The following is a 25,551-nucleotide window of genomic DNA, read 5'->3' as shown; positions in this document are numbered from 1 at the left end:
CGCCACATCTCATCGTGTCCGTTGCAGGGCCAGCCGCTTCTGCAGATGGACGGCAGGCATGGTGTAGTCGACGGTATCCGGATTGGTGAGATCAATGCCGGTGGCGGTGCGATAGGCGTGGATGTAGCCCTGGATTTCCGGCCGCCAGTACCGCGCCCAGTTCTTGGCGTGGTTCTCGTCGTTGAGGGCGATCCAGTCGCCGTAACGGACCGACAGCAGGATCTGCTCTCCGAACACCGCGAGATCGTGGAAATGTGTCACGGTGACGTCGGTCCATCCCTGCAGTGTCTTCATGGTGTCAACCTGCGGCATCCACGCCTCGGTATAGGGCACCATCGGCCGGCTCTGCAGGAAGTCGCGCATCTCCGGGCGCGCCAGCATCCATTGCTGCATCAGCATTTCGACGCGTGCGGTCCACGGCAAGTCGCCGAACTGGTTGTGCGCGCCCTGCGCCAGCAGGAGATGAACCTCCTTCAACGCATTGAGCAGCGGGAAGCCGTCGGCGATAACGGTCGTGTCGTTGTCTTCCTTGTAGAAGATGCTGCACAGGTGCAGGAGATTGTGGAATCCCTCCAGGAATTTCGAGCGGCTGTCTGCCGGACGCAGAGCCTGGATGGCCTTCCCCCGCAGCGCGATACCGTATTCATGGTCGTATTCCGCTCCGCGCCGGTTGACCGTCAGCCGGTTCTGCTCGTCCTGAACATAGCCCCAGAGCAGATTGTTCAACGGCCGGAGCGGATCGATCGTCACATGCGCGAGCGGATCACGGTCACCCATGCCGCGGACGTTCTGGAAACGGCGGCTGATGGCATTCATCGACTGCACGAGCATCGCTTCCTCGTGCCAGTATGACCAGATCAGCTCGATCAGGCAGACGCAATCGACGCGTTGCGACAAAACACTGGTGCAGAACACGCTGTTGCCGCTGACATAGCCAGGGAACGCCGTACGCACGATCCGCTCGATATAGGGCAGACGATTGCTGCCAAGGAAATTGGCGAGCATGGATATAACCTGCCCTACCGGAAGCCCGGTGCGCGCGCTTTCCTCCTCGGCCGTCGTCAGCGGATTTCCCCAGGAATCGGCCGTGCGTATTGCGACCCCGCAATTCCACAACAGGAAGATTTCCGTCGCCGTCTTGAGCAGCTCGTAGGCAGCCATGCCGTGCAGCGGGAGTTGCTTGGCGAGTGCCGATTTCTCCCCCAGCAGTTCGACGCCGGGATGGCGCTCGCAAGGATCGGTCGGCACCGCGAGCCCGTTCGGGCCACGGCAAAGGACCTGCTCGATGAAACCCTGATAGCCCTTCAGCCCGCCAACTCCGGTGCCGATGCCTCCGAACGAGATCGCCTTCTCGTGCGTGCGGATCGCCGCCCATAGTCCGAGGTCAGGAGTCGGTATCGAAGCCGAACGCTGCAGCGTGACACCGATCTGGCCACTGATTGGCTGGGTCTTTGCGGGAAGCACCATCACACTTGTTGCAACGGTGATGTTCGGGCTGTTGGCCTCGGCGATATTGGCCCAAAGATCGACCGCCCCGCTGACGCCCGATGTAATCAGCATCATCTCATCGGGAGAGTTCGGAATCGGAATCAGAGTTCCCTGGCTCGCCGCGAACTTAAGCAGGGTCTGTTTCATCAGATCGTGACTATAGTTCGCGCGAAGCTTGATCGGCGTGCCCGCCTCCACGAAGCTGGATGTGTCGAGCTCATTGTCGCGATCGCCGCTTGCTGCCTGGATCGTAGCGGAGAGCTGCAAGCCTACCTCGAGCTGGAGATCCTGCCGCGTTGAACCTCCCGGCTCGACCTGAAATGCATGTCCCTTTGGCTGACGTCCCGTTCGGGTGAACGCCTCACATATCGCCCAATAGTGTCCAGGATCGAGGTTTTCGATGGTGTAGCCCCCCGTCACGTCCGTCTGCGCCGACCTCGGCGGGGCATCCGGTGTTCTCCTGGGTGACGCCTCGAACGGCCCGTAGACATCGACGCGCGCATCGACCACCGGGCCAAGTGTTTTATTTCCGGGGCCGGTATCGGTCACGAAGCCCACCACTCGACCGCGTTCGCTGCTGCTGCTGGTCTCACTCGTCATCTGATCCTCCATCGGTAATCACTAGGCTGCGGCTTTGCGCATGGCAGGAACCGCTGCGCAGAGTTCGGTTGTGTTCACGGTGGCGCGGAGCGCCCAGTAGGTCAGCAATTTCGACAGCAGCGCGGATTCGTCTTCGGCGCTGATGTCGCCGTCGGCACGCGCCTGGCCGATGACGGCGAACACGATTGTCGGCGGTGCGCGATACATTTCCGACGGGTTGGCGCCCCATCGGCGATAGAGCGCTGCGAGCCGTGCCGGCTGCCGTGGCGCAATATCCATCACTTCGAGCAGCGACCGCCCGTACAATGACCTCGGGCGGTGGTGGAGCAGCACCGACACGAACGCCGGCATGCTCTCGACCAATTGCGCGAGCAGTGTCTGCGTCTCGAGCGCAAGCCCAACCGGCGGATAGTATGACTCCCACAGCGCGCCCAAGCGCTGCCACTGCGGATGCGGGTAGAGCGCCTCCCCCATCGCGGCACTGAGCTTGACGCGTATCCACGGCATCGGATGGGGATCGTCGACGTTGAGTCGGAAAACGAAAGGTCTGGGCAGGCTGACCACGCCCATGAGGCCGATGGTCGACGCGACGCCCACGCGAGCCACCGACCAGAAATCGGCGACGATTTCCGAGATCCACCGCTCCCACAATTGCCATGGCAACCGGCTTGCGACCGATCCGCGCTGCAACCCCTTGAGAATCGGCCGGAGCGAGCCGACGAGATCGAGTAGCGCCGCGGCCTGATGTCCGACCTCATGCACCAGCGACGAGGCAATGCCGGTGCCGACCATGCGCTCGCGCGGCACCCGGATGACGGCGACCGGGTTCATACCGCCGCCCGGCAGCCGCGTTCGCGCGCGGCGAATGGCAGCTCCAATGTCGCGATCGACGTAGCAGATCACCGGCGGCGCCGTGTAGTAAGGCGGCAGCTCAAGTGCGTCGGCGGAGACGACGTCGAGACCGCCCAGCCACACCCCGATCTCGTTCTCGCTCCGCTGCGTGATGACATCGGAGAACAGGTCAAACTGCGTCAGCACCACGTTGAACTTCAGCCGAAGCATGGTGAACCGCCGCTGCGCCTCTTCCGGCGTCGCCACGTCGCTGATGGGATGCTGCAGCCAGCCTAGATACTGGCGCAGATTCCGACGAAGCTGGCGGCGTCCGACCACGAGATATTTGTCGATGGCCGATTGGGCAGATGGAAGCAGCGCAGCGGCGGGCAACATCGTTTCCTGCAGCGCGAACGACTTCACCCTGGCGAGCCGCGCCATCAGGGCGCGCGTCTCGTGCAGCAGCATCGCTCGTGTGTAGGGATCGAGTGCCATGCTCACGCACCTTGCAGGATGATCTTGTTGCCGCGCCGGTACCAGACACCGCTGTGGCGGACATGGCCGAGGCGTGGGGCCGCCGACGCCGCAGCTCCTCCGCTCAGCAGGCCAGGGGCGATTGCGCGTGCGGCGGTCACGAGCGCGGATCTGGCGGCCTGCTGCGGGTTGTCACTGCTGGGCGCCGTAACCGCATTCTTGACCGTGTTTGCGGCAAGCTGGACGAATTGCTTTGCGCCTTCGAACTCGCGGTCTTCCTGGTTGACGCCTTCGTACTCTTCGCCGAGCGCGGTGGTCCCAAATGCAGTCAGTCCCTTCGCGATCGCCGGTCCGAGCCGTCCGCCGACGCGCGTGCCGATGGCATCACTGACGACCGGCACAGCCTGCAGCGCCGCGTTTCTCGCCGCCGATTTCAAGATGCCGCCGAGCTGTTGCCCGAGCGGAGATCGGATTGCCGAACCGATGGCCCCGCCCGCCTTGCGGACAAGGTCACCCAGAAAATAGTTGAGCTCCTGCTCGTCGCGAACTTCGAGAAGCTCGCCGGCGAGCTCCATCAGTTCGCCCTCGTTGAATACTTCCTGCAACTCTCCGGCAAACTCGTACTCCTGATACTCCATGCTTGCTTCAAGCTGCGTACGATCGATGTCGTGCATGATATCCTCCGTGCCACGCCTGGACGCGCAGCGCTGGCAACAACCGCCGGTCATTTTGCTAACAATTCTCGACGAGAATCTTGTTCGGACCGATACGGCGCCACCGCCCTGCGCGCGGCCGGCCATATCCCGCATACTGCGGTCGTCCCGTTGCCGAAGCGCCGTCGAGAAGTCCCGGCGCATAGCGCTGTGCCGCCGCTGCGACGGCGGAGCGCGCGACAGCGACCGGGTTTCCGCCAGGAGCGGCGGCGGCGTTGTTCACCGCATCGACGGCGAAGCGCGTGAACTGTTTCGCGGCCTCGAACTCGCGATCTTCCTGGCTCAGGCCCTCAAGCTCCATCTCGAACAGGCCGGAGGCCATCGAACCCAGTTTGCTGCCGATCGATGCGCCGACCGGTCCACCGAAGAACGTGCCCGCGACGCCTCCCGCAATCGGCAATGCCTTCTTCAGCACGCCCTTCAACACTCCGCCAACGGCCTTTCCTGCCGCAGAGCCCGCAAATTGCTTGACCTTCTTGAAGACGTTGCCGAGGAAGCGGTCGAGCTCCTGCTCGTCCCTGACCTCGAGAAGTTCGGCGGCCAGCTCCATCAACTCGCCCTCGCCGATCACTTCGCCTTCCGTCTCGCCGGACCATTCGAACTGCTCCGACTCGAACATTTCCATTTCCGGGTTGTATTCGCTGAGCGGATTCTGCATTTCGTCCTCCATGCGTTGGCCAGCCGTATGCGGGACGCGCATGCGATCGGCATGCGATCTCCGTCGCCAATTCAACAGCACAAGGCGTGCCAACTCATAAGGGTTCGGCTTTTCAAGCATTTATCGATGTGGGAAGATTCCGACGGGCGAAGCTTGCTTCGGTTGGCGACGGCACGGCGGAGCCAATGCCGAAGTTGTCTTCGGCGGTCACCTGACAAGCTGCGCGATACCAACTCAGCCGTCGATGCCGCAACGCAGTGCTGCGCTTGTCCCTTCCGTTGCCCGGCCGCAGCGCATCGTTGCGCTGCATCAATTCTTCGAGGGAGGTTTCCCGGTCTCCGCGGAGGCCGGCGCAGCGGGCATCGTTGCTATGATACAGTGAAAACGTTACGCGCGGTTTCTGACTCAAATCTCGCGCCGTCTGGCCGACCGAGCGAGATTGTCTCTTCACAAATGGGAGGTCCCGCTATGCCGAGAAAAGAGATTCTCGACCAAATCCAGAAATACATCCACCCGTTCCGCGTCACTAACGGCAAGGGCTTTCAATTGAAGGATTTCGACCCCGGCGATACGCGCGGCCTGAAGATGGACAAGGGTGAAGCTGCCGACCTCCTTCAACGCGGCACCCAGTGGCTCGCGGAAGAACAGGACATGCTGTATGCCCAGGATCGCTGGTCGTTGCTGCTCGTCTTCCAGGCCATGGATGCTGCTGGCAAGGACAGCACGATCAAACACGTCATGTCAGGGGTCAATCCGCAAGGCTGTCAGGTCTTCTCGTTCAAGCAGCCTTCGCAAGAAGACCTCGACCACGACTTCATGTGGCGCTACGTCAAGCGTCTGCCTGAGCGCGGGCGGATCGGCATATTCAATCGCTCCTACTACGAGGAAGTCCTGGTTGTGCGCGTGCACGAGGATATCCTGAAGCGGCAGAAATTGCCTCAGCGGTTCATGAGCAAGCGGATCTGGGACGAACGGCTCGCCGACATCGCGCACTTCGAGGACTATTTGACGCGGCAAGGCGTGGTCATCCTCAAGTTTTTCCTGAACGTTTCGCGCGAAGAGCAGAAAAAGCGCTTTATGAAGCGCCTCGACAACGCGGAGAAGAATTGGAAGTTCTCCCCTTCGGACATCCACGAGCGGAAATTCTGGCACGACTACATGCGCTCTTTTGAAGACGCAATCCGGGTCACGGCTTCGGCGCAGGCGCCGTGGTATGTGGTACCGGCCGACAACAGGTGGTTCACACGGCTTGTCGTCGCCGCGGCGATCGTCGAGGCGGTCGAGCAGCTCGATCTTGCATACCCAAAGCTGGGCGCGGAGCAGAAGAAGGAGCTGGCGGCCGCGCGTGCCGAACTTGCGCGTGAAGCCTGACGCCTCTGTCCAAAAGAGACTTGCCGCCGCACATCTCGTCGGTCGCGGCGCGTGCGCGGCAAGCGATTCTTCACGTGCCGGCTTCGGTAGCGACGATAAGCTTCCGCAAGGAACCCGACGAGCGAATGATCAGCTTCTCAGCCTCCACGACGAGGAAGAACACCAAACCGCCTGCCAGCAGCCAGGGCCAGACCCATAGCGGGATAGCTTCGTTGCCGAACATGGCCTGGAACGGTGGTGTGTAGGTGAAGATCAGTTGCAGGATCACCACGGCGATGATGCCGAGCGGCAAGTGCGGGTTGCCCATATGCGCCTTGAAGTCGAACGACGAGTCGAGCAGATAGCGGCTGTTCAAGAGATAGAAGACCTGGCCGATCGTGATGGCATTGACGGCGACCGTCCGCGCCAACCCGTCTGAAGCGCCTTGGGTTTTCATCCAGAAGAACGCCAGCAGGGTGTAGGCAAGGAGCGCCAGGCCAACAAAGACGATCCGCCAAATCCCGAAGCCAGTGACGATCGGGCGATCCACCGCGCGCGGTGGCCGCTGCATCACATCGATCTCGTGCGGCTCGAAGGAGATAACCAGGCCAAGCGCAACCGAAGTCACCATATTGACCCAGAGCACTTGCGGGGCGGTGATCGGCATGGTGAAGCCAAGAAGGATTGCCGACGCAATGACCAGCGCCTGCGCGACGTTGGTCGGCAACAGGAAAAGCATCGCCTTCTCGATATTGTTGTAGACCGTGCGTCCTTCCTTCACTGCCGCCGAGATCGAGGCGAAGTTGTCGTCGGCCAGGATCATCCCGGCGGCCTCCTTCGTTACCTCGGTGCCCTTGATACCCATCGCAACGCCGATGTCGGCTTTCTTGAGAGAGGGCGCGTCGTTTACACCGTCGCCTGTCATCGCCACGATTTGATTATTGGCCTGAATGGCCTTCACCAGGCGCAGCTTGTGTTCGGGGCTTGCGCGCGCGAAGACGTCGACGGTGCGGACGCGTTCCTGCAGCGTCGCGGTGTCCATATCCTCGATCTCGGCGCCGGTGATCGCCGTCTTGCCGTCGCCGAGACCGAGCATCTTGGCGATGGCCGCTGCGGTGATCTTGTGATCGCCCGTGATCATGGTGACCCGGATGCCGCCGCCGTGGCACTCCTTCACAGCATCGATGGCCTCCTTGCGCGGCGGGTCCAGCAGGCCGATCAGGCCGAGCAAGATCAGAGTCCTTGGCAGATCGGCCGCGGTGAGACTTCCAGCCTTCACGTTCGGATTCTCGAGCCAAGCCAGCGCCAGCACCCGTTCGCCTTGAGCCGCAAGTCTGTCTGATTGTTTCAAGAAATGCTCGCGGTCGAGCGTCCCTGGCTGGCCGTCAGCCATCTGTTGACGATCGCAGTGCTCGAGGATCACTTCCGGGGCGCCTTTGACGAGCAGCACCTGCTCGCCGCTCGCAGCTTTGTGGAGCGTCGCCATGAACTTGTGCTCGGATTCGAAGGGAATGGCATCGATACGCGGAGCTGCCGCCTGCTCTGCCTGCCGATCCATACCGAGCTTGGCCGCGAATGGATACAGCGCGCCCTCCGTCGGATCGCCCTCAACCTTCCAGGCGCCTTCCTCCTGAAACAGTTCCGCATCGTTGCAGAGCAGCGAAACTCGCCCCATGAGCGCGAGTACAGGCTCCTTGCCGGCGGGCTCTCCGTCCTTTTTGATCTCCCCCTTCGGCGAATAACCGTCGCCCGTAATTTGATAGGCCGACTCAGCGGTGACGGCGGACACCACCATCATTTCCATGAGCGTCAGCGTGCCCGTCTTGTCCGAGCAAATCCGCGACACCGACCCGAGCGTCTCGACCGCAGGCAATCGCCGGATGATGGCGTTGCGCTGCGCCATGCGCTGCACGCCGATCGCCAGGGTGATCGTGATGAGTGCGGGCAGTCCCTCCGGTATGAGCGATACGGCGACGCCGACGACGGCCTGGAACAACTCCACAAAGTCCATACCCTTCACCCACTTTCCATAGGCGAAGATCAGGACACTGATCACCCCGATCGCCGCGGTGATCGCGTAGCCAAATTTCTTGACCTGGCGCAGCAACGGAGTCTCGAGCGGGCTGACGCTGGCGAGCAGCTGGTTGATGCGGCCGAGTTCGGTCTCGCTGCCGGTCGCGACCACCACCCCGGTCGCCCGGCCAGACGTGACCATGGTGCCGGAAAATGCCATGCTCTCACGATCCCCGACCGTCGCGTTCGCAGGTACTGCATCGACGCCTTTTTCCGCCGGCACCGACTCGCCGGTGAGCGCGGCCTCTTCAGTCCGCAGGTTCTTCGCCTCGATGAGCCGCAGGTCCGCTGGAATCTTGTCACCCGACTCCAGGAGCACGACGTCGCCCGGAACAAGCTGCTCCGCAGCAATCATGCGGGTCTCGCCACCGCGCACCGTCCGCGCCTCCGCGGATAGCATGTTGCGGATGGAATCCAGCGCCTTCTCGGCCCTGCCCTCCTGAATGAACCCAAGCAGCGCGTTGAGAACGACCACGCCAAAGATGATTGCCGCGTCGACCCAGAGGTTCAACATCAACTTGGTGAACCCCGCGGCGAGCAGCACGTAGACCAGGATGTTGTTGAACTGCGCGAGGAACCTGGCAAACGGGCCCTCCTTCCTGCCTTCCGGCAAACGGTTGGGCCCGTATTTCCCGAGGCGGACCGCGGCCTCAGCCGGATCGAGACCTTTCTCCCGGCTGGTGCCAAGTCGCGCCACGATCTCTTGTTGAGATATCGCGTGCCAGGCCACGACGTCGTTGGTCGTGCTCGTCGCATTCGCTGCTGCGCTCATGCTCTTGCTCCAGCACAATCGCATTCAAGTCAATTGGCGCGACGATCATCGCACCGTCCGTCACCAAATACAACGCAACGAACAATTGCGGCATGCGAATCCCAAGCTCACAACCAAGACGCGTCGTTGATTTCCCTTCATGGGATTGGAAAGCTCCACGCCGCGCTGCGAAGCTCATCAATCTTCCAATTAAGACAGCTACAGGCAATTAAGACAGCTACAGGTCAGCATGACTTACCTACCGGCGCTTCTCCAAAAGTCGATCCAGCGCCAGCTCCTCCACACAAGCTGGCTGACTCTCGAAGGTGCGTGGCGCTACGCGTCTGCTTGCATGTCTGCGAGGCTCGCAAGCCCATCCGCTTGAGGATTATTTCGCTCGGCCATATGATCTTCGCAGCGGGGTGTGGACTCTCCACCGGAAGACGCGACGACAACAGCGATCAAAGAATGGCGAGAAGAACCAGGTAAAGCAAACAAGGGAGCAAGCCATGTCTGCGTATGCCGCCCGGTTGAAGAGAATTCGTCGCGTGCGGCAGACCGGAATGATGATTTTGGCTGCTTCCGTATTGCTTGCGGGTTGCGGACGCGAGACAGAAACAGCCGCCCCTGTCGTTCGTCCGGTTCGAACCGTAACCGTTGAAAAGAGCAAAGCCGGAACAACGTTTACGTTTACCGGCAGGATTGAAGCAGAGGACGAGGTTTCGCTTTCGTTCCGAATTGGCGGTCGGCTTCTCGAGAACAACGGCAAGCTCGGAGATCGGGTGGAGCGCGGCCAGGTCGTTGCGCGCCTCGAAACGCAGAACGAGATGAACGGTCTACGGCAGGCGCAAGCGGCCCTCGCAGCCGCCCAGGGGCAATTGGTTCAGGCCCGCAATCAATTCGAACGCCAGCAGACTCTCTTCGCGCAGGGCTGGACCACGAACGTCAACTTCGATCAGGCAAAACAGGCTCAGCAAACCGCTCAATCCCAGGTCGATGCGGCCGAAGCCCAGCTCAAGATCGCGCATGATCTGGTTGGTTTCACCGAGCTCAAGGCTGACGCTCCGGGTGTTCTGACGACAATTGGTCCCGCCGCGGGCGAAGTCGTCCAGTCCGGACAAAGCATCGTCAGGGTTGCCCGCAAGGATGGCCGCGATGCCGTCTTCGACATTCCCGCCCAAGTGATCCGAACAGCCCCGAGCGATCCAGAAATCAACGTCAATCTGACCGACGACCCCACGGTGACCGCGCGAGGTCGCATCCGCGAAGTCGCGCCGCAAGCCAATCCGGCAACACGAACTTTCGAAGTGAAGGTTGGCCTGACCGATCCTCCAGCGGCCATGCGTCTTGGCGCGACCGTGACCGGACGCATGGAAACGGAGGCCGTTCCGATCATTGAAATCCCGGCCACGGCGTTGACGAGGGCAAATCAACAGCCCGCTGTGTGGGTCGTCGATCCAGCCAAGAGTACCGTATCATTACGAAACATCGACGTGCTGCGCTTCAACCAGGCGCTGGTAGCAGTCTCCCAGGGAATCGACACCGGCGAAATCGTGGTCACGGCAGGCGTACAAGCCCTGCACCCGGGCCAGAAGATTCGCATACTCGGGTCGGGGCCGTCATGAGATTCAATCTTTCAGAATGGGCGCTGAATCACCGCTCGTTCGTCGCTTTTCTCATGATAATCGCCGTCCTGGCCGGCGCCGTATCCTATTTCCGTCTTGGGCGCAGCGAGGATCCCACCTTCATCATCAAGACCATGGTTGTTCAGGCCGCGTGGCCTGGAGCAACCATCGAGGATACACTCAAGCAAGTGACAGAGCGGCTCGAGCGCAGGCTGCAGGAAACGCCGCATCTCGACTTCTTGCGCAGCTATACTAAGGCCGGCATCACGACGATTTTCGTCAACTTGAAAGGCAGCGCAAACGCCAAGGAAGTCGCCGACACCTGGTATCAGGTTCGCAAGAACATCGGCGATATCAGGCATACGCTGCCTGCAGGCATCGTCGGGCCCGGCTTCAACGACGATTTCGGCGCGACATTCGGGATCATCTACGGTTTTACGAGCGACGGGTTCACCCATCGTGAACTTCGCGACTACGTTGAAGATATCCGCTCGAAGCTGCTTCTTGTTCGCGACGTCTCGGAGATCGAGCTGCTAGGCGCGCAGGACGAACGGATTTTTGTCGAATTCTCGATGAAGGAGCTTTCCGGCCTTGGCATCGACCGCTCGGCGCTCGTCGCCGCCCTCCAGGCCCAAAACGTTGTACGTCCGGCCGGCACCATCCAAACCGGCGAGGAGAGCCTTTCGCTGCAGGTATCAGGGGCGTTTCGGACGGAGCAAGACGTCGCCAACATCAACTTCGTCGCCGGCGGACGGACGCTCCGCCTGAGTGACATAGCGCAGGTGCGGCGCGGCTATTCCGATCCGCCCCAGCCCATGTTTCGCGTCAACGGGGAGCCGGCGATCGGACTTGCGATCGCCATGCGGGAGGGCGGCGATATTCTCGCCCTCGGGAAAAACATCAAGCAGGCGATCGACCAGATCACCGCGGACCTGCCGATAGGTATCCAGCCAATCCTGGTCGCCGATCAGGCCGTCACGGTTGATGGCGCCATCTCCGAGTTCATGACCTCGTTGTTGCAGGCAATCGCCATCATTCTGGTGATCAGCTTCATCAGTCTCGGGATCCGCCCGGGGCTGATCATAGCGCTATCCATTCCCTTGACGCTCGCCATCGTCTTTCCGATCATGCAGATGGCGAGCATTGACATGCAGCGGATATCGCTCGGCGCCCTGATCATCGCGCTGGCACTGCTCGTCGATGACGCGATGACCACCACCGACGCCACCCTCAACCGGCTGGCTGCGGGCGACGACAAGGTTGAAGCTGCGACATTCGCGTTCCGGACCTACGCGTTCGCCATGCTCGCGGGAACGCTGGTAACCATCGCCGGATTTGTTCCCGTCGGCTTTGCGGCAAGTTCTGCGGGAGAGTACACGTTCTCGCTGTTTGCCGTCGTCAGCATCGCGCTGCTCGTATCCTGGTTTGTGGCCGTCGTCTTCGCGCCGCTTCTCGGCGTCGTCATTCTGAAACCGCCCCGAACATCACAAACCTCGAACCCCAGCAGAATTCTCTCCTGGTATCAAAACTTTCTTAGCGCAGCCATGCGCGCGAAATGGGTGACGATTCTTCTCACCGTGGCGCTCTTCGTTCTGTCCTATCTCGCCCTTCCGCTCATTCCCCGTCAATTCTTTCCGTCTTCCGACCGTCCGGAGCTTCTGGTCGATATCAGCCTGCCGCAGAGTGCGTCGATGTATGCCAGCGAAGCCGCCGCGAAGCGCTTCGATACGACCCTGAAAGGCGATACGGACGTAGCCCGCTGGAGCACCTATGTGGGACGCGGCGCCATTCGCTTCTATCTGCCGCTCAATGTCCAGTTGGCGAACGACTTTTTCACGCAGGTGGTGATCGTCGCTAAGGATGTCGCTGCGCGCGAGCGCCTTCGCGTCAAGCTTGAAAAGTTCCTGGCCAATGAGTTCCCGAGCGCGGTCTCCCGGATCTCTCCGCTCGAACTCGGCCCGCCGGTCGGCTGGCCCGTGCAATATCGCGTGAGTGGCCCCGACATTGACAAGGTGCGCGACATCGCACTGAACCTGGCCCAGATCGTTGCAACCAATCCGCAAGCCCAGCAAGTCAATTTTGACTGGATGGAGCCCGCACGTCAGCTCCGCATCCATGTTGACCAGGACGAGGCGCGACTATTGGGTTTGAGCTCGCAGGCGGTGGCTGGCGTCCTGAATACCGTGATTTCGGGCGCGCCCGTCACTCAGGTCCGCGACGATATCTATCTTGTTGATGTTCTCGTACGCGCGACCGACGAACAGCGCGTCTCGCTGCCGACTCTGAGTACCCTGCAGGTGCCGCTCCCAAACGGCCGCACGGTTCCGCTGAACCAGTTCGCGACATTCGAATACAAGCAGGAATATCCACTGGTTTGGCGGCGCGACCGCGTACCCACGCTGACCGTGCAAGCCGATGTGGCGCCCGGGTCACTTCCGGAAGCCGTGATCAACGCGCTGGCGCCGGCGGTCGATAAGCTGGCAGCAACCCTTCCCCGCACCTATCGCATCGTCGTGGGCGGGACCGTTGAAGAAAGCAAGTCTTCGCAAGCTTCCGTCATGGCCGTCGTTCCGGTCATGCTGTTGCTGATGTTTACTGTCCTCATGGCCCAGCTGCAGAGTTTTCAGCGACTGTTCCTGGTCCTCAGCGTTGCGCCTCTCGGCTTGATCGGCGTTGTCGCGGCGCTGCTCGTGTCGCAAAGGCCGCTCGGCTTCGTCGCCATTCTTGGCATTCTGGCGCTGATCGGCATGATTACCAAGAACGCCGTGATCCTGATCGGCCAAATCGACGCCGAACGCGCAGAGGGAAAGGACGTCTGGTCAGCCGCAATCAATGCCAGCAGTTCGCGCTTCCGCCCGATCATGCTGACCGCGGTATCGACCGTCCTTGGCATGATCCCGATTGCTCCAACGGTGTTCTGGGGACCAATGGCCTTCGCGATCATGGGGGGATTGCTGGTCGCAACGATTCTTACGCTTATCTTCCTTCCTACCTTGTACGTAGCCTGGTTCAGGGGAGTGGAGAAATCAGCCGATCAGCAGAGGCCGGCGGGGACCGGCACTCCGACGATCAGCTCGTAACACTGGATTCTGGCAGTCGGGGTTGCTGACAATGGCGCCAAATCAACCCGCAGCGAAACGACCGAGCGGCTTCCTTTGGCTATCGGTGCTTCTCACATTTATCTGGTTCGCAGCGAACTCGTCCTTCGACGTTAGCGTGCTCGCGACCGGCGCAATCATTTCCGTCGTTCTGGCCTACATGTTCACGCGCAAACCGGGCGCGTGGCGCGACGTCCGCTTATCCCCCGAGCGCCTCTATCACTTCGTTCTCTACACCGGCATCTTTCTGGTCGAGCTGGTCCGTGCGAACATCAACATGATGCGCTACGTCTATGCACCACGCATCAACATCGACCCCGGCATCGTCCGGATCAGAACGGGACTCAAAACTCCGGTCGGACGTCTTGCACTTGCCAGCTCCATAGCGCTGACGCCCGGATCGCTCGTCGTCGACATCGATGGCGACAGCCTCTTCGTTCATTGGCTCGACGTCAAAACAACAGACCCGGACGAAGCGACCCGCGCCATTGCCGGAGCATTCGAAGAGCATCTGGGGAAGACCTTTGGCTGACGCAATCCTCACCGCCTCGGCGATTCTGATCTTTCTTGGTGTCGGGTTCGGCGTGCTACGTCTGATTCTCGGACGGACCACGGTGGACCGCGTTGCGGCGATCGATATGCTGACCGTCGTTTCGATCTCTCTCATTGCGCTTTACGCGCATGTGGCCGGCCGTTCCATCTATCTGGATGTTGCTCTGGTTTACGGTGTTCTGAGTTTTCTGGCTGTCCTGGCGATTGCACGCTATCTCGAGCGAGGTCTTTGACGGCATGCTTGATCTCTTCGTCTACCTGTTGTGCGGCAGCATTGTCGTGAGCGGCATTCTAGCCGTGAGCCTGGACAGTACCCTGGCGGCGGCGATCAGCGGCGGGCTGGCGAGCCTGTTCGCAGCGGTTTGCTACGTCCTGCTGGGCGCGCCGGATGTCGCAATGACGGAGGCGTCGATCGGATCCGGCCTGTCGGTGCTCATTTTCCTCTATGCGATCCGCAGGACAACAGAGAGAGCCCCATGATGGATTTGATCGGAAGCGCTCTGGTCCTGCTCGGTGCAATCTTCCACTTTTCGGCCGGGCTCGGCATGTTGCGCATGCCCGATGTGTATACCCGCATGCAGGCAGGCACGAAAGCCACCACGCTCGGCAACACCCTGGTGCTCGCGGGCCTGGCCATCTATCACCCGGGCTGGGGCTTCAAGCTTTTGATCATCGCCTATTTCGTGCTGATGACGAATCCTGTCTCCTCGCATGCGCTGGCGCGGGCCGCGCACAGCATTCGGATTCCGATGGCCGGCAATACCGGTATAGACGCTCTGCGTGACGCGCAGCAGAAAGCAGGAAGCGGCATATGATCCGGCGGCTCCCTACCATCGTCGCCATTGTCTCGTTCGGGCTTGTCTTTGCAAGTCTCGTCATCGGCTACACCGAGCAGCAGTCGGCGCGGCCCCTGGCGGAAAGCTACATCAGGCTCGTGCCGCAGGAGTTGGGCGCGCCGAATGTCATCACCGGCATATTGCTGACCTACCGCGCGTTTGACACTCTCGGAGAAGTCGCCGTTTTGTTCATGGTGGCCGCGGGCGTCGGCCTCGTGCTCGGCGGGGAACGCCTGCCACAGAGTGGCTCCCTCGCGGATCGCTTTGACGGAGCCCGGCCGTCGTCGGAGATCGTGCAGACTGGCACTCAGATCCTCGTTCCGCTGATTTCCCTCTTCGCGGCCTATATCATCATGAACGGGCACCTGACCGCGGGCGGCGGTTTCCAGGGCGGCGCCGTCATCGCTTCCGGCGTGCTGCTGATGCTGCTGGCCTATCCGCAATACCGGCCCGATCTCGAATTCCTGGGCATCACGGAGTCTGTGGCCGGCGCGTTGTTTGTGTTGACGGGCATTGCGGGGCTGGTCGGCGCGGGCGGCTTCCTGGACAACCGGATCCTCCCGCTTGGGCAGTTCGGCGCCTTCTTCAGCGCTGGTGCGATTCCGGTCCTGTCGGCGCTTCTGGGCATCAAGGTCGGCTGCGAGCTGAGCGTCATTCTCGACCGATTCCGGCCCTGACCCCTCATGCGAAGGAAGCTGTCTGATGATCTCGAGCATCGTTCTGACAACGGGCCTTCTCCTGATCCTGATCGGACTTTGGGGCATGCTCACACACCGCAACATCCTGCGGATCATCATCGGATTTTCCCTGATGGGAACCGGCACCCACATCGTCATCGTTGCAATCGGCTATGTGACTGACGGCACGGCGCCGATCATCGACCGCACACTGAGTTTGTCGGAAGCGGCCTCACGCGCCGTCGACCCGATACCATCTGCACTCGTCGTCACCGCTATCGTCATTGGTATGGCTGTGACCGCCGTTATGCTCGCCTATGCGATCCGGCTCTATGAGTCCAAGAAAACGCTGTCAATCGACGCCTTCACGGAGTCGAAATGGTAGAGAGCCTGCTCCACCCGCTCAACATTTTCATTGTGGGCCTGGGTGGCGGCTTCCTGATTCCTCTCTTCTATCGTCTTGGAAAATCCTGGGTAGCCGCCGCTTTTGTCCTCGCGCTCGCGGCGATGACGCTGATCTCAGGCTACGCGCTGTTCGTCCTTCTGAACGGCGCCGCCCCCATCGAGATCCTGACCGGTGGCGCAAAGCCGCCTTATGCGATCAATCTGCGCATGGGGCTCGCCGAAAGCATCTTCGCCTTCAGCATCAATCTGGTCGCGCTTTTCGGCGCCGCCTATGTCGTGCGCGAAAGGTACGGGACACTGCTGCTATACCTGCTGCTGGTCATGGGCATCCAGGGCATGGTGATGACTCGCGACCTCTTCAATCTGTTCGTGTTCCTGGAGATCGTCTCGATCGCGACCTACGCCTTGCTTGGCCTACGAGACACACCCGCAGCCTTGTCGGCGACGTTCAAGTTTCTCATGGCAACAGTCCTGGCGTCGACCTTCTTCCTGATCGGCACGTTGCTGCTTTATGCCGCCACCGGCATCCTTAACATCGACGAACTGATCGCAAAGCGCGGCTCGATCACGGGCCCGATCGGCTTTGCCGCACTCATCTTCCTGCTGGCGTGCCTGCTGCTCGAGCTGAAGCCCTTCCCTGCGAACGGCTGGGGCCTCGATGTCTATGAGACCGCGCGCAGCGACGTTGCCGCGATGATCTCGGGCGGTGTTTCGGCGGGCGTGTTGTTCGCCTTGCTCAAGTTGCTGCCTTTGTTCGAGGACCAGCTCGAACTCATCGCCGCCCTGGGGGCGATTACGTTCGTCTTCTCAAACCTGATCGGCCTCCAGCAGACGAAAGCGCAGCGCCTTCTCGGCTATTCTTCGATCGGCCAGATGGCGCTGCTGACGATCGCCGCGCCCCTGCTCTACCGACTCAGGGCCGACGACGCGATGCGCTTGGTGGTGGGCGGCCTTTTCATCAATCACCTCTTCGCCAAGGTCGGGCTTTTCTGGTTGGCCGGTTACGTGAGTAAGGAGCGCCTGCAAGACTGGGCGGTCCTCGCCCGACGTCCAGGAGCGATCCTGGTCTTCGGCATACTGATCATCGCCATCTCCGGATTGCCGCCATTCCCGGGATTCTGGGCGAAATGGCAACTCATCATGACCTTGGCAGTCGGCAATCTCTACGTCTGGATCGCCATCGTCCTGATGGGCTCGCTTCTGGAAGCGGCTTACATGTTTCGCTGGTTCAGCCTGGCACTTCACTCTCCCGCCGAGGCAGACGCAGCGCCGCAAAGCCAGGCCGATCTATTTCCAATTTTCGGAATGGCTCTTCTTCTTGTCGTCAGCGGGTACGTCGCCGGCGAGCTTGCGGGCCTTGCAGCTCCGTGGTCGTACATGCCGCTTGTTGCGGGACTGGTATTGTACATGCTCGCTGGCCTGCCGAGCCGCATGCAATGTCTGATCATGCTCGTTCTGGTGTCGGTTGGTGGCACCTGGCTCGTTGTCAGCTTGTCCGGCATCAACTTTCTGTTCGCGACACTCCTTCTCGCTGGCGGCCTCGTCGTGTCGAGCGCCTGCCTCGCCCGCACGGACCCCCGTCCCGGCTTCTATCCGCTGCTGGCAGTCATGCTGCTGTCATTGCCGGCACTGCCGCGCGCCACGACCAGCCTCGAGTTCATTTTCATCTGGGAACTGATCACGCTGTCCTCCTATTTCCTGATCCTGCGAAGGACGGAGGCAGCGTCACATGCACTGCAATATCTTCTGTTCTCGCTCGCCGCGGCCTTCTTCCTGCTGTGCGCATTCGCCGTATTGCAGGCGCAGACCGACAGCGTGTCGCTGTCGGCGCTGCGTGTGGCCGGTCCGGATAGCGCACCGGTCTTTGTGCTGTTGGCGATCGGCCTGCTGATCAAGGCCGGCTCCCTCGGCGTCCATGTCTGGCTACCGGGCGCCTACGCGGAAGCCGATGACGACGTGTCCGCCCTGCTCTCGGCCGTCATCAGCAAGGTGTCAATCTTCGGGCTGCTGGTCGGGACCTACGTCGCGATCCTCTCCGAAGTGAGCTTGAATCTAGCGCTTGTCATGGGATGGATTGGCATGCTGACCACGCTGGCCGGCGCGATGCTTGCGGCGCGCCAGGACGACTTGAAGCGCATGCTGGCCTATTCAAGCATGAGCCAGCTTGGCTATATCGTGGCGGCGATCGCACTGATGAGCCATCTCGGCTGGGTGACGGCACTGTACCTCGTCGCCAACCATCTCCTGGTCAAGGGCACCTTATTCCTGGTCGCTGCCGCGATCATCCTGCGAACGGGGACGCGGCTGATCGTCGAGCTTGGCGGTCTTGCCGGTGTCATGCCCGTCACATTCGCAACGGCCGCGACCGCGATTGTCGCGATGTCCGGTCTGCCGCCGCTCGCCGGCTTTGGCGGCAAATGGCTGCTGCTGAGCGCAATGATGGAGAAGGGCTGGTACGGGCCGGCGGTGATGACCCTGCTGGCGACCTTTGTCGGCTTTGTGTACATGGCCCGCTTCATTCGGGCGATCTTCCTCGGCCCTCGCAAGGCTGCGCATGACGACCTGAGAGAGGCGCCGATCACCCTGCTGATACCGCAGATTCTGCTGATCGCCGGCATTTTCCTGATGTCATTCTTCCCGAAACTGCTGATCGCCCCGATCTCCGAAGCGATCGATCCGCAATTCGCATCGACGCTGGTGTGGCAGGGCATGTCGCTGGAGATGATCTACGGCTATTGGAATCCGGTGCCTGTCATGGCGTTTGCGGTGATCGTGTCTGCGATATTGCTCGGATTGTTCTGGCTGCTGCTACGAAGCGGCTGGTGGGCAGCCATCGCTCACGTCAAAATCGGTGGCACGCAGTCCACCCTCTACGAAGGCTTGAAGACTGTCTTCACGATGCTGACGCCGCCATGGGCCGGAGCGCTCTGGGGCGGACTGGCCACCGCCACCACGGCCTCTGCGGAGCGGATCCGAAGGCTCTACACCGGCAACGGCCAGACTTATAACCTCTACATTCTCTATTACTTTCTCGTTCTGTACGTCGCTGGCGGCGGTGTTCGCCATTTGTGGCCGGCGGGTCAGCTGAACTAGGGACCCAACGATTTTGTGGCCTGTCGAAGCAAATGTGGCGACGGTACGCCTTCGATTGCGACACGGTCCGGCGCGTCAAGAAAAAGCCCGCCAACTTAAGAGCCAGCGGGCCTGACCAGAGTCCAGGACCGAAGTCCTACCGACCTTCACTTAGGATGCCCGGCGTTGGCCTTAGTCCGGTCGCCTTCAACCCAGGCGTAGCTTTTCAGCCGAGGATTTGCCGGAGCGGCCCGTAAATAGCTCGTAGCTGATCTTGCTGCCCTCCGGGAGCGTCGACAGGCCGGCTTTCTCTACGGCCGAGATGTGCACAAAGACGTCCGGACCTCCCGCGTCAGGCTGAATGAACCCATAGCCCTTCGTTGTGTTGAACCACTTCACTGTCCCCATTGCCACTTCACTATCTCCGTCAATAAAAAAGCTAGACTTTTAACACGTACGATTCGTCGGCCAAGCTCGTGGCGCTTTGGTGACAAAAAGTCGGCGGTATAAGGATACAGCGACGACTACCTGCCTTAGACATGAACAAATCATTGCCAACTCACTTCAGCGAAATCCTGATCCCGCTGAGATTGGCGGCGAACTCCATCCCCGCTTTTGGCCCTTTCAGGATGAGGACGACGCCCTTTTCATTTCTCAAGTTGACGCCTCCTGCGCCGCCAACCAGGGCGCCGCCGGCGCCGACCGCGCTATAGGTGCCAGCAAAATCGCTTACGCTAGCTATGCCTGAGGCCCAGCCTTCCAGCCGGCTGACAGATGCGCCGGCGGTCACACCGAGGCTGAGGCCCGAAACCCGGAACGGATAGTTGCGGCCGCGATAGATCAGGACGCCGGTGCCGCCGCCGGCTCCGACCACGAGGCCCGCTTTCGCGAAATTGACCCGGACATAGCCCGGCGCTTGCGCTTGCGATGGCGTCACAGGGAGTGCAAACGCGAACAGCGCGATCACCGCAAGACGAATTGCAAACAGCTCCATTGCAAGGCTTCCGCGTTTTCAGGGATTCGTCGCGTCCACCTTCTTCCACGTCTGGTCCGGATCGAAGAGATAAGTGCGCTTGGCGATGACCGCCGTGCGTTCACCGAGATCCTTCTGATAGACCGTGCCCGCGTGGTTGACCATGAAGGTCATGACACCCGAATTACCATACTCTGCGGGATAGGCGATCAGCCCGAAGCCCCCGATCATCTTGCCCTTGACGACGTAGTTCATGGCACCGCCGGGCGCGTTCGGCCCTTGTCCTTTCAGGATTCGAAAGTAGTAGCCGTGGTAGGGCGCACCGCCCTCCGCACCGGCCTTATAGCCTTCCGCTGCCGCTTGCGCCGCGAGCTCGCCGAGGGGACTCTGGTCGCGATCGTCGCGCCAGAACAGGCCATCTTTCTTGCCTGGCGTGCTGACGATCCGTTGCGCATAGGTCCCGGCGCCTTCGCCAGTCCTATCCTTGTCCGCATATTCGTTCTCGGCGTCGACGAAGGCGAGAGAGGTTTGAATGGCATCGAGCTCGTTGCGCCCGATGCGGCGATACAGGATCTCGAGGCGACCCGCGGCGGAGTCAAACTCCCAGCCGTCCCTGTTGTTGACCAGAGGGATCGGGAAAGGGAAGTCATCCGCGCCCAGGATGAGCGTCGCCTTCTTGTTTCCTTCCGCCTTGATCGAATGCTTGGCTTCGTACGCGGTCAGGAAACGCTCGCGCGTCTCGGCATCGGCGACATCATCGCCTGACGCGATGATGTCCTCGGCGTCCTTGCCCAGGATCTTCAGCATGGCTTTCTTCTCGCCGCTCTTGACCGCGGCAGCCAGCGCGGCCGCAGCGTCCTCCGGCGAAGGATAGGCCTGTTGCGCATGAGCCGATGTGATCGGGAGCGCCAGCACGATGAGGGCGGCGACAGCGGCAGCGGAGCGAACCAACCGGAGCAACTGAACAACGATCATGGTGATGGCTCCGATGCTGCGGGAATCCTTGCGCCGGCGGCAAGCCAGTCGCTGTAGGTCCGGAACTTCAATCCGAGCTTGTCGTAGTAGACCCTGAGGTAGCCGTCGCTGCCGCGCGTGACAGCTTCCGGCATGATGCCCTGCACTTCCTGCGCCATCACGCCGACATAGGACCTGCTGCTGCCGAGATAGCTGAAGCGGTAATAGCCGAGACCGTTGGCGAGATGGCCGAGCAACACGATGTCGTGCTTCAACGCGATATCGGAGCGCCGTCCGCCACCACCGCGGAAGCCCCCGCCGCCTCCGCCACGGAAACCTCCACCACCGCCTCCGCGAAACGCGGCGCCTTGGAAACCACCGCCGCCGCGGCCGGCCATGGCGACTGCGCCTCCGGCCCGTCCAGCAGCGCTTGCCCGGCCGCGAGCGGCCTGCAGATTGGCTGCCTTGCCGGACGACACGTTCCTGAAAGCGGTGTCGCGACCTCCGCCGCCACCACCGCGCGCCGCATCGCGACCACGGTCACCTGCCTTTGCGCGATCACCGCCCCCTTTGGCGCGATCGGCCGCCGCCGGGCGATTGGCCCGATCACCGCCAGGCCGGTCACGAGAGGCGGCGCCGTCGCGACCGCGGTCACCAGCACGATCTCCAACCCGATCACCACCGCCCGGGCGATCCTGTCCCGGGCGCAGCACCTGCTCGCCGCCGCGGCCACGGAAATCCATCCGGTTGGCACTTCCCGCCTTCAGATTGTTGTTGCCGAAGCGCTGCTGAACATTGGCGTTGTTGTATCGCACGCCTTGCCGATGCGCCGCGTTATGCTGCCAATTGTTTCCGACGTTAGTGACCCTGTTGTAGTTGTTGACGTAGAGGTTGCGGTTACCCCAGTTGAATCCGCCGCCCCAATAGTTGCCCCACCGGCCGATCGCCCAGGCGGTCCCGAAGGCGAGGCCCGCTGCGACCACACCGGCGCCGATATAAGATGGATAGCCGAAGTAATAGGGCGGATAGGCCGCATACGGCCAGGTTCCGTAGACCGTGGCCGGATCGTAGTAGGGAACGTAAACCGTATTCGGATCGGTCGGCTCGATGACGATCACCTGCTTGTTGTCCTGCGTCTGCACGCTGACCTTCTGCTGCTTCGTCGTCACCAGCTTGTTGTTCGCCTGGGCCTTGGCACGCAATCGCTGGATCGCGTCCATCACGTCGGGCTGCTGTGCGAGCACGGCATCGCCGAGATCCTTGGTCCAGTCGATCTTGTCGCTCATCATCGAGAGCACCGCCGTCGTGCTGACCAGCGCCTTCACGCTGTCGTCCCAGGACTGCTTGTCGACCGCGTTCTTCAGTGCATCGCCCTTCAGGTCTTTGTGTGAGGCCACCCAGCGATCGGCCTGCACGATCTCCAGCGGATAGGTCGACGCCGCGAGCACGTTCGCCAGCAGGTCGTCAGGATACAGGGCAATCGGTGCGACCAAGGCCTCGAGCTGTTCAGGCTTCAACAGCTGCTCGCTCGGCGCAGGTTGTGGTGGCGTCCCCTGCGGCTGACCGCCCTGGACAGGCGGAGGGTTGGTCGCCTGCGCAAAGGCGGAGACGGGAGCCATCAGAAACAGCGCGAGCGCGAGCAAAATCCTGCCGCAACGAGACATCACAACCTCCATGAGCCTCACATGCTGCAAGCATCAGTTCAGTGCATGCGCGCCTCTTGATCAAGATCAAAGAAACTCGACGCAGCTCACCTGGAAAAGCGACATTGCTGCGACGCGACATGCTCACGCGTGGATACCAGGATCAACACAAACTCGCGCCGTTGCTGGTTCGCGCCGGACCTTAGCCAACAAGTGGCAATTTGATCCGGAACAGCGCCCCACCCGAGCTCCGGTTCTCCACGGTGATCTGGCCATGATGCGCTTCCACGATCGTGCGGGCGATCGCAAGGCCCATGCCCATGCCTTGCGCCTTGGTCGTGAAGAATGGCTCGAAGACATCCTTCAGATGATCGTTGGCGATGCCTGGACCTGAATCGCTGACCAGGATTTCGGCCTGTTCATCAGATATGCCCGTCGCGACGATCACCTCCCGTTTCTCGGTTTGCACCTCGGATACGGCATCGATCGCGTTCATGACCAGATTGAGGACAACCTGCTGAAGCTGAACGGTATCGCCCTTGACGCGCAACGGCATCGAAGCCGGTACATATTTCAACGTCACGGCACGGCCTTCGGCCAAGGCTGACACTATGCCAACGGCCTCCCCAACGGTCTCGTTGAGGTTGATCTGGCTAACCTCAATTGGCACTCTTTTCAGCATGCTGCGAAGGCGGCGTATCACTTCGCTCGCCCGCTGGTCATCGCGCCTGATATCAGCCAGGATTTCCTGTATTTCACCGAGATCGGGCGACGACGATTTCAGCATCAGCTCCGCCGTTTCGGTATTGGTGAGAATGGAGCCGAGCGGTTGGTTCAGCTCATGCGCCAGCGAGGTCGCCAGTTCTCCGGCAGCCGAGTAACGGTTGACGCGTGCCAGCTCCGCCAAGCGCTGCCGCGCTTCGACCTCGGCGAGACGGCGGCGATGACGTTCATGGAGCAAACCACTGATCAAGGCAGCCTGCACGAGAATCACGCTCGCGATCAGCGCGACCTGCCACTGATATCTTTGCCAAAACGTCGGCTCGCGAAACAGAATTTCGCTTCCCGCGGGCAGGCTCCTCTCGCTGATGCCCCAGCGCTGCAGTTCGCGCCAGTCGTATCTCGGAGATGCAAATCCGATCGGCTCGATCTTGATGTCGGCAGGCTTCTCGCCACCAAGGATGCGGATCACGGCATTGACGGTTTTCGCGCTCGACGCGCCGATCGAATGCATCGGGCCGCCGACGGTGTATTGGCCGAAGAAAGCTTCCTGGAAGGAAAAGATCGGGGCGTTCGCGACCTCATGAAGACTGCGCAACGCGAGATCACTTTCATGAGCGATACCTGCCGCGTCGACAGACATCAAACCCCAAAACAGGACGGTGTGCGGCCGAAGGGTCGCCGCCCGCTGCAGGATTTCGTGAAATGGCAGGTCCGCGTACCAGACGAATGCCACCCGGTCTTCGAAGGGCTTCGCTTCCCTCTTTGCTTCCTCGAGCCAGAACTTCTCAAGCGGCGAGGCGCCAATCACGACGGCGATCGTTTGCGTATCCGGCAGGACATGAAGAATGCTGCCGAAAAAGGCTGAGAAATCGTTGTAGACTGAGATGACGGTGTCCTTATCCGTGAGCTCGGCGCCGTTCACGAGCCGCTGTTCGACAGCGGTCAGCACCATGGGTGTCTCAGGGAAGAGCTTCGCGCGAAATCTCTGGACGAATCTGGCCGCAGGCCCGCCGATGCTGATCACTATGTCGGGCGCTGCGCCCTGGTAGAGCGAGCGCAGATAGTCGACGAACGGCGCTTCCGGGACCGGATTGTCGAACCGCGCCGCCAATAGCGTCTGTTCCTGAAGGTCCAGCGGCCACGGCGATTGGCGCTCGAGCTCCGCCCGGATGGTCCGGGCATATTCGCTCCATGGTCGGAAGTCGCGCCCGAAGGAATGCAGCAGCAGCACGCGCTTGGGTTCGCCACGTGGGGCAGCGCTTGCTGGCCCGGGCAGGATGATGACCCAGACCAGCAAACTGGCACAGAGCAGCCACACGGCAAGGACCAGCCTGCGCATGTTGGGCGCAACAATGGGGGCACGTTCGCCCATCCTTCTCCCCGGCAGTCTCAAACGTCCGAACGCTGCATCTCGAGTCGGGCAATTCTAGCGCGAATTATACTGCAGCCAACGGATTACTCTGCCGGGCGACGAGGTCAGCAACGCGTTGTGACCAGATAAGCGCCTGCGGCGCCCACCCCCGCACCCACGGCAACCACCCGGCGCACGGCTCCAACCTGTCAGGTCTTGTCATGCGATGCCCGCGCAATACGACATGGTGCCTTGAATCAAGCGGCGTCTCGCTGGGGCGTCCCGCTATTGGGACCGGCAGCGATAGTACCTGATCTCCATTCCTTCCATGCCCGGAAACAGACGCAAGAGCGTGTCGGCGTCCACTTCCTTGGCGCTGAGCTGAACGCTCGACAGCATGATGTCGCTCGCGCAGGCCGCAATCAGGTTGATGTTCGGCCCATCGACCTTCGTGGCCTTGATCCTGCATCGCACGAACTTACCGATGATCTGATCGCCGTCGACGATGAAGCCGCTGCCGTACACGTCGGAATTGTCCGCAAAAGTGATCTGCCCGCCCTTGCGGGCGAACACCTTGGCGCAATTGTCGGCATCACCGGCCCACGCGCCGGTCAGATCGAACGCGCCCGCATTTGCAGCCAGCGGCAGGGTGAAGACGATCAGCGTCGACACGAGCACGGACAAGCGACGAAATTCCCTCATTT

Annotated in this window: 21 protein-coding genes; 10 read left to right on the top strand and 11 right to left on the bottom strand. The window is 61.3% G+C overall.

Annotation, left to right across the window (positions count from 1 at the left end):
• Positions 1-9: 9 nt before the first annotated feature.
• The 4 genes from K288_RS44270 to K288_RS44260 are packed head-to-tail and all read right to left on the bottom strand — an operon-like array spanning position 10 to position 4,764.
• Positions 10-2,088 (bottom strand): carboxypeptidase-like regulatory domain-containing protein, encoded by a 2,079-nt coding sequence (locus K288_RS44270; protein WP_152535335.1) that lies wholly within the window; start codon positions 2,086-2,088, stop codon positions 10-12.
• 21 nt (positions 2,089-2,109) lie between these two features.
• Entirely contained in the window at positions 2,110-3,414 is a 1,305-nt protein-coding gene (locus tag K288_RS0101345; protein ID WP_043159058.1) for a hypothetical protein, read from the bottom strand.
• Between the two features lie 2 nt (positions 3,415-3,416).
• Positions 3,417-4,067: a hypothetical protein gene (locus K288_RS44265; RefSeq protein ID WP_064737287.1), complete on the bottom strand. Its 651-nt coding sequence runs from the start codon at positions 4,065-4,067 to the stop codon at positions 3,417-3,419.
• A gap of 58 nt (positions 4,068-4,125) precedes the next feature.
• The gene (locus K288_RS44260; RefSeq protein WP_043159130.1) at positions 4,126-4,764 is read right to left on the bottom strand and encodes a hypothetical protein; all 639 of its coding nucleotides are present in this window, start codon (positions 4,762-4,764) and stop codon (positions 4,126-4,128) included.
• A 378-nt stretch (positions 4,765-5,142) separates the two neighbouring features.
• Here K288_RS44260 and K288_RS0101325 point away from each other — a divergent pair, with 378 nt between their 5' ends.
• A complete protein-coding gene (locus K288_RS0101325; RefSeq protein WP_244443010.1) occupies positions 5,143-6,135 on the top strand; it encodes a polyphosphate kinase 2 family protein in 993 nt (330 codons plus the stop codon).
• 70 nt (positions 6,136-6,205) lie between these two features.
• Here the strand turns inward: K288_RS0101325 and K288_RS0101320 are convergent, their stop codons facing one another.
• Positions 6,206-8,959, bottom strand: coding sequence for an HAD-IC family P-type ATPase (locus K288_RS0101320; RefSeq protein WP_027577961.1), 2,754 nt, complete (start codon positions 8,957-8,959; stop codon positions 6,206-6,208).
• A gap of 488 nt (positions 8,960-9,447) precedes the next feature.
• Between K288_RS0101320 and K288_RS0101310 the strand changes: the two genes are divergently transcribed.
• From K288_RS0101310 to K288_RS0101270, 9 genes are read left to right on the top strand one after another with little or no spacing between them, the layout of a single operon-like run.
• Positions 9,448-10,563 carry an efflux RND transporter periplasmic adaptor subunit gene (locus K288_RS0101310; RefSeq protein WP_152535334.1) on the top strand — a complete coding sequence of 372 codons (1,116 nt, stop codon included), beginning with the start codon at positions 9,448-9,450 and terminating at the stop codon, positions 10,561-10,563.
• Positions 10,560-13,643 carry an efflux RND transporter permease subunit gene (locus K288_RS0101305; protein ID WP_027577959.1) on the top strand — a complete coding sequence of 1,028 codons (3,084 nt, stop codon included), beginning with the start codon at positions 10,560-10,562 and terminating at the stop codon, positions 13,641-13,643. Before K288_RS0101310 ends, K288_RS0101305 begins: the two co-directional genes overlap by 4 nt.
• Before the next feature lie 31 nt (positions 13,644-13,674).
• A complete protein-coding gene (locus K288_RS0101300; RefSeq protein ID WP_027577958.1) occupies positions 13,675-14,193 on the top strand; it encodes a Na+/H+ antiporter subunit E in 519 nt (172 codons plus the stop codon).
• On the top strand, positions 14,186-14,446 hold the full coding sequence (locus tag K288_RS0101295) for a monovalent cation/H+ antiporter complex subunit F (RefSeq protein ID WP_027577957.1): 261 nt from the start codon (positions 14,186-14,188) through the stop codon (positions 14,444-14,446). Before K288_RS0101300 ends, K288_RS0101295 begins: the two co-directional genes overlap by 8 nt.
• A 4-nt stretch (positions 14,447-14,450) precedes the next feature.
• A complete protein-coding gene (locus K288_RS0101290; RefSeq protein WP_027577956.1) occupies positions 14,451-14,693 on the top strand; it encodes a hydrogenase subunit MbhD domain-containing protein in 243 nt (80 codons plus the stop codon).
• Complete coding sequence (gene mnhG / locus K288_RS0101285) at positions 14,690-15,028, top strand: monovalent cation/H(+) antiporter subunit G (protein WP_027577955.1); 339 nt, start codon at positions 14,690-14,692, stop codon at positions 15,026-15,028. Before K288_RS0101290 ends, mnhG begins: the two co-directional genes overlap by 4 nt.
• Positions 15,025-15,726 (top strand): hydrogen gas-evolving membrane-bound hydrogenase subunit E, encoded by a 702-nt coding sequence (gene mbhE / locus K288_RS0101280; RefSeq protein WP_027577954.1) that lies wholly within the window; start codon positions 15,025-15,027, stop codon positions 15,724-15,726. Before mnhG ends, mbhE begins: the two co-directional genes overlap by 4 nt.
• A gap of 25 nt (positions 15,727-15,751) precedes the next feature.
• On the top strand, positions 15,752-16,111 hold the full coding sequence (locus K288_RS0101275; RefSeq protein WP_027577953.1) for a sodium:proton antiporter: 360 nt from the start codon (positions 15,752-15,754) through the stop codon (positions 16,109-16,111).
• The gene (locus K288_RS0101270; protein WP_027577952.1) at positions 16,105-19,224 is read left to right on the top strand and encodes a proton-conducting transporter membrane subunit; all 3,120 of its coding nucleotides are present in this window, start codon (positions 16,105-16,107) and stop codon (positions 19,222-19,224) included. The genes K288_RS0101275 and K288_RS0101270 overlap by 7 nt, the downstream gene beginning before the upstream one ends.
• Before the next feature lie 186 nt (positions 19,225-19,410).
• On the opposite strand, the gene K288_RS0101265 is transcribed toward K288_RS0101270, so the two are convergent.
• The 6 genes from K288_RS0101265 to K288_RS0101240 form a co-directional block, all read right to left on the bottom strand.
• Entirely contained in the window at positions 19,411-19,617 is a 207-nt protein-coding gene (locus K288_RS0101265; protein WP_027577951.1) for a cold-shock protein, read from the bottom strand.
• A gap of 145 nt (positions 19,618-19,762) precedes the next feature.
• Positions 19,763-20,197, bottom strand: a complete 435-nt coding sequence (locus K288_RS0101260; RefSeq protein WP_027577950.1) for a hypothetical protein — start codon at positions 20,195-20,197, stop codon at positions 19,763-19,765.
• A gap of 18 nt (positions 20,198-20,215) precedes the next feature.
• Positions 20,216-21,151 carry a DUF2950 domain-containing protein gene (locus tag K288_RS0101255; RefSeq protein WP_027577949.1) on the bottom strand — a complete coding sequence of 312 codons (936 nt, stop codon included), beginning with the start codon at positions 21,149-21,151 and terminating at the stop codon, positions 20,216-20,218.
• A complete protein-coding gene (locus K288_RS0101250) occupies positions 21,148-22,794 on the bottom strand; it encodes a DUF3300 domain-containing protein (RefSeq protein WP_043159128.1) in 1,647 nt (548 codons plus the stop codon). The genes K288_RS0101255 and K288_RS0101250 overlap by 4 nt, the downstream gene beginning before the upstream one ends.
• A gap of 181 nt (positions 22,795-22,975) precedes the next feature.
• Positions 22,976-24,520: a HAMP domain-containing sensor histidine kinase gene (locus K288_RS0101245; RefSeq protein WP_343207711.1), complete on the bottom strand. Its 1,545-nt coding sequence runs from the start codon at positions 24,518-24,520 to the stop codon at positions 22,976-22,978.
• Between the two features lie 612 nt (positions 24,521-25,132).
• Positions 25,133-25,525 (bottom strand): hypothetical protein, encoded by a 393-nt coding sequence (locus K288_RS0101240; protein WP_244443022.1) that lies wholly within the window; start codon positions 25,523-25,525, stop codon positions 25,133-25,135.
• Positions 25,526-25,551: the final 26 nt, after the last annotated feature.

The sequence above is a fragment of the Bradyrhizobium sp. Ai1a-2 genome (genome assembly GCF_000426245.1).
Lineage (GTDB): Bacteria > Pseudomonadota > Alphaproteobacteria > Rhizobiales > Xanthobacteraceae > Bradyrhizobium.
The sequence above is the reverse complement of the archived record's forward strand: the minus strand, read 5'-3'. Positions and strand labels throughout refer to the sequence as shown.

What these genes read in the sequence shown, in the direction of transcription:
- K288_RS44270 (WP_152535335.1), bottom strand. Translation starts at nt 2,088, where the DNA reads ATGACGAGTGAGACCAGCAGCAGCAGCGAACGCGGTCGAGTGGTGGGC.
- K288_RS0101345 (WP_043159058.1), bottom strand. Translation starts at nt 3,414, where the DNA reads ATGGCACTCGATCCCTACACACGAGCGATGCTGCTGCACGAGACGCGC.
- K288_RS44265 (WP_064737287.1), bottom strand. Translation starts at nt 4,067, where the DNA reads ATGCACGACATCGATCGTACGCAGCTTGAAGCAAGCATGGAGTATCAG.
- K288_RS44260 (WP_043159130.1), bottom strand. Translation starts at nt 4,764, where the DNA reads ATGCAGAATCCGCTCAGCGAATACAACCCGGAAATGGAAATGTTCGAG.
- K288_RS0101320 (WP_027577961.1), bottom strand. Translation starts at nt 8,959, where the DNA reads ATGAGCGCAGCAGCGAATGCGACGAGCACGACCAACGACGTCGTGGCC.
- K288_RS0101310 (WP_152535334.1), top strand. Translation starts at nt 9,448, where the DNA reads ATGTCTGCGTATGCCGCCCGGTTGAAGAGAATTCGTCGCGTGCGGCAG.
- K288_RS0101305 (WP_027577959.1), top strand. Translation starts at nt 10,560, where the DNA reads ATGAGATTCAATCTTTCAGAATGGGCGCTGAATCACCGCTCGTTCGTC.
- K288_RS0101300 (WP_027577958.1), top strand. Translation starts at nt 13,675, where the DNA reads ATGGCGCCAAATCAACCCGCAGCGAAACGACCGAGCGGCTTCCTTTGG.
- K288_RS0101290 (WP_027577956.1), top strand. Translation starts at nt 14,451, where the DNA reads ATGCTTGATCTCTTCGTCTACCTGTTGTGCGGCAGCATTGTCGTGAGC.
- mnhG (WP_027577955.1), top strand. Translation starts at nt 14,690, where the DNA reads ATGATGGATTTGATCGGAAGCGCTCTGGTCCTGCTCGGTGCAATCTTC.
- mbhE (WP_027577954.1), top strand. Translation starts at nt 15,025, where the DNA reads ATGATCCGGCGGCTCCCTACCATCGTCGCCATTGTCTCGTTCGGGCTT.
- K288_RS0101275 (WP_027577953.1), top strand. Translation starts at nt 15,752, where the DNA reads ATGATCTCGAGCATCGTTCTGACAACGGGCCTTCTCCTGATCCTGATC.
- K288_RS0101270 (WP_027577952.1), top strand. Translation starts at nt 16,105, where the DNA reads ATGGTAGAGAGCCTGCTCCACCCGCTCAACATTTTCATTGTGGGCCTG.
- K288_RS0101260 (WP_027577950.1), bottom strand. Translation starts at nt 20,197, where the DNA reads ATGGAGCTGTTTGCAATTCGTCTTGCGGTGATCGCGCTGTTCGCGTTT.
- K288_RS0101255 (WP_027577949.1), bottom strand. Translation starts at nt 21,151, where the DNA reads ATGATCGTTGTTCAGTTGCTCCGGTTGGTTCGCTCCGCTGCCGCTGTC.
- K288_RS0101250 (WP_043159128.1), bottom strand. Translation starts at nt 22,794, where the DNA reads ATGTCTCGTTGCGGCAGGATTTTGCTCGCGCTCGCGCTGTTTCTGATG.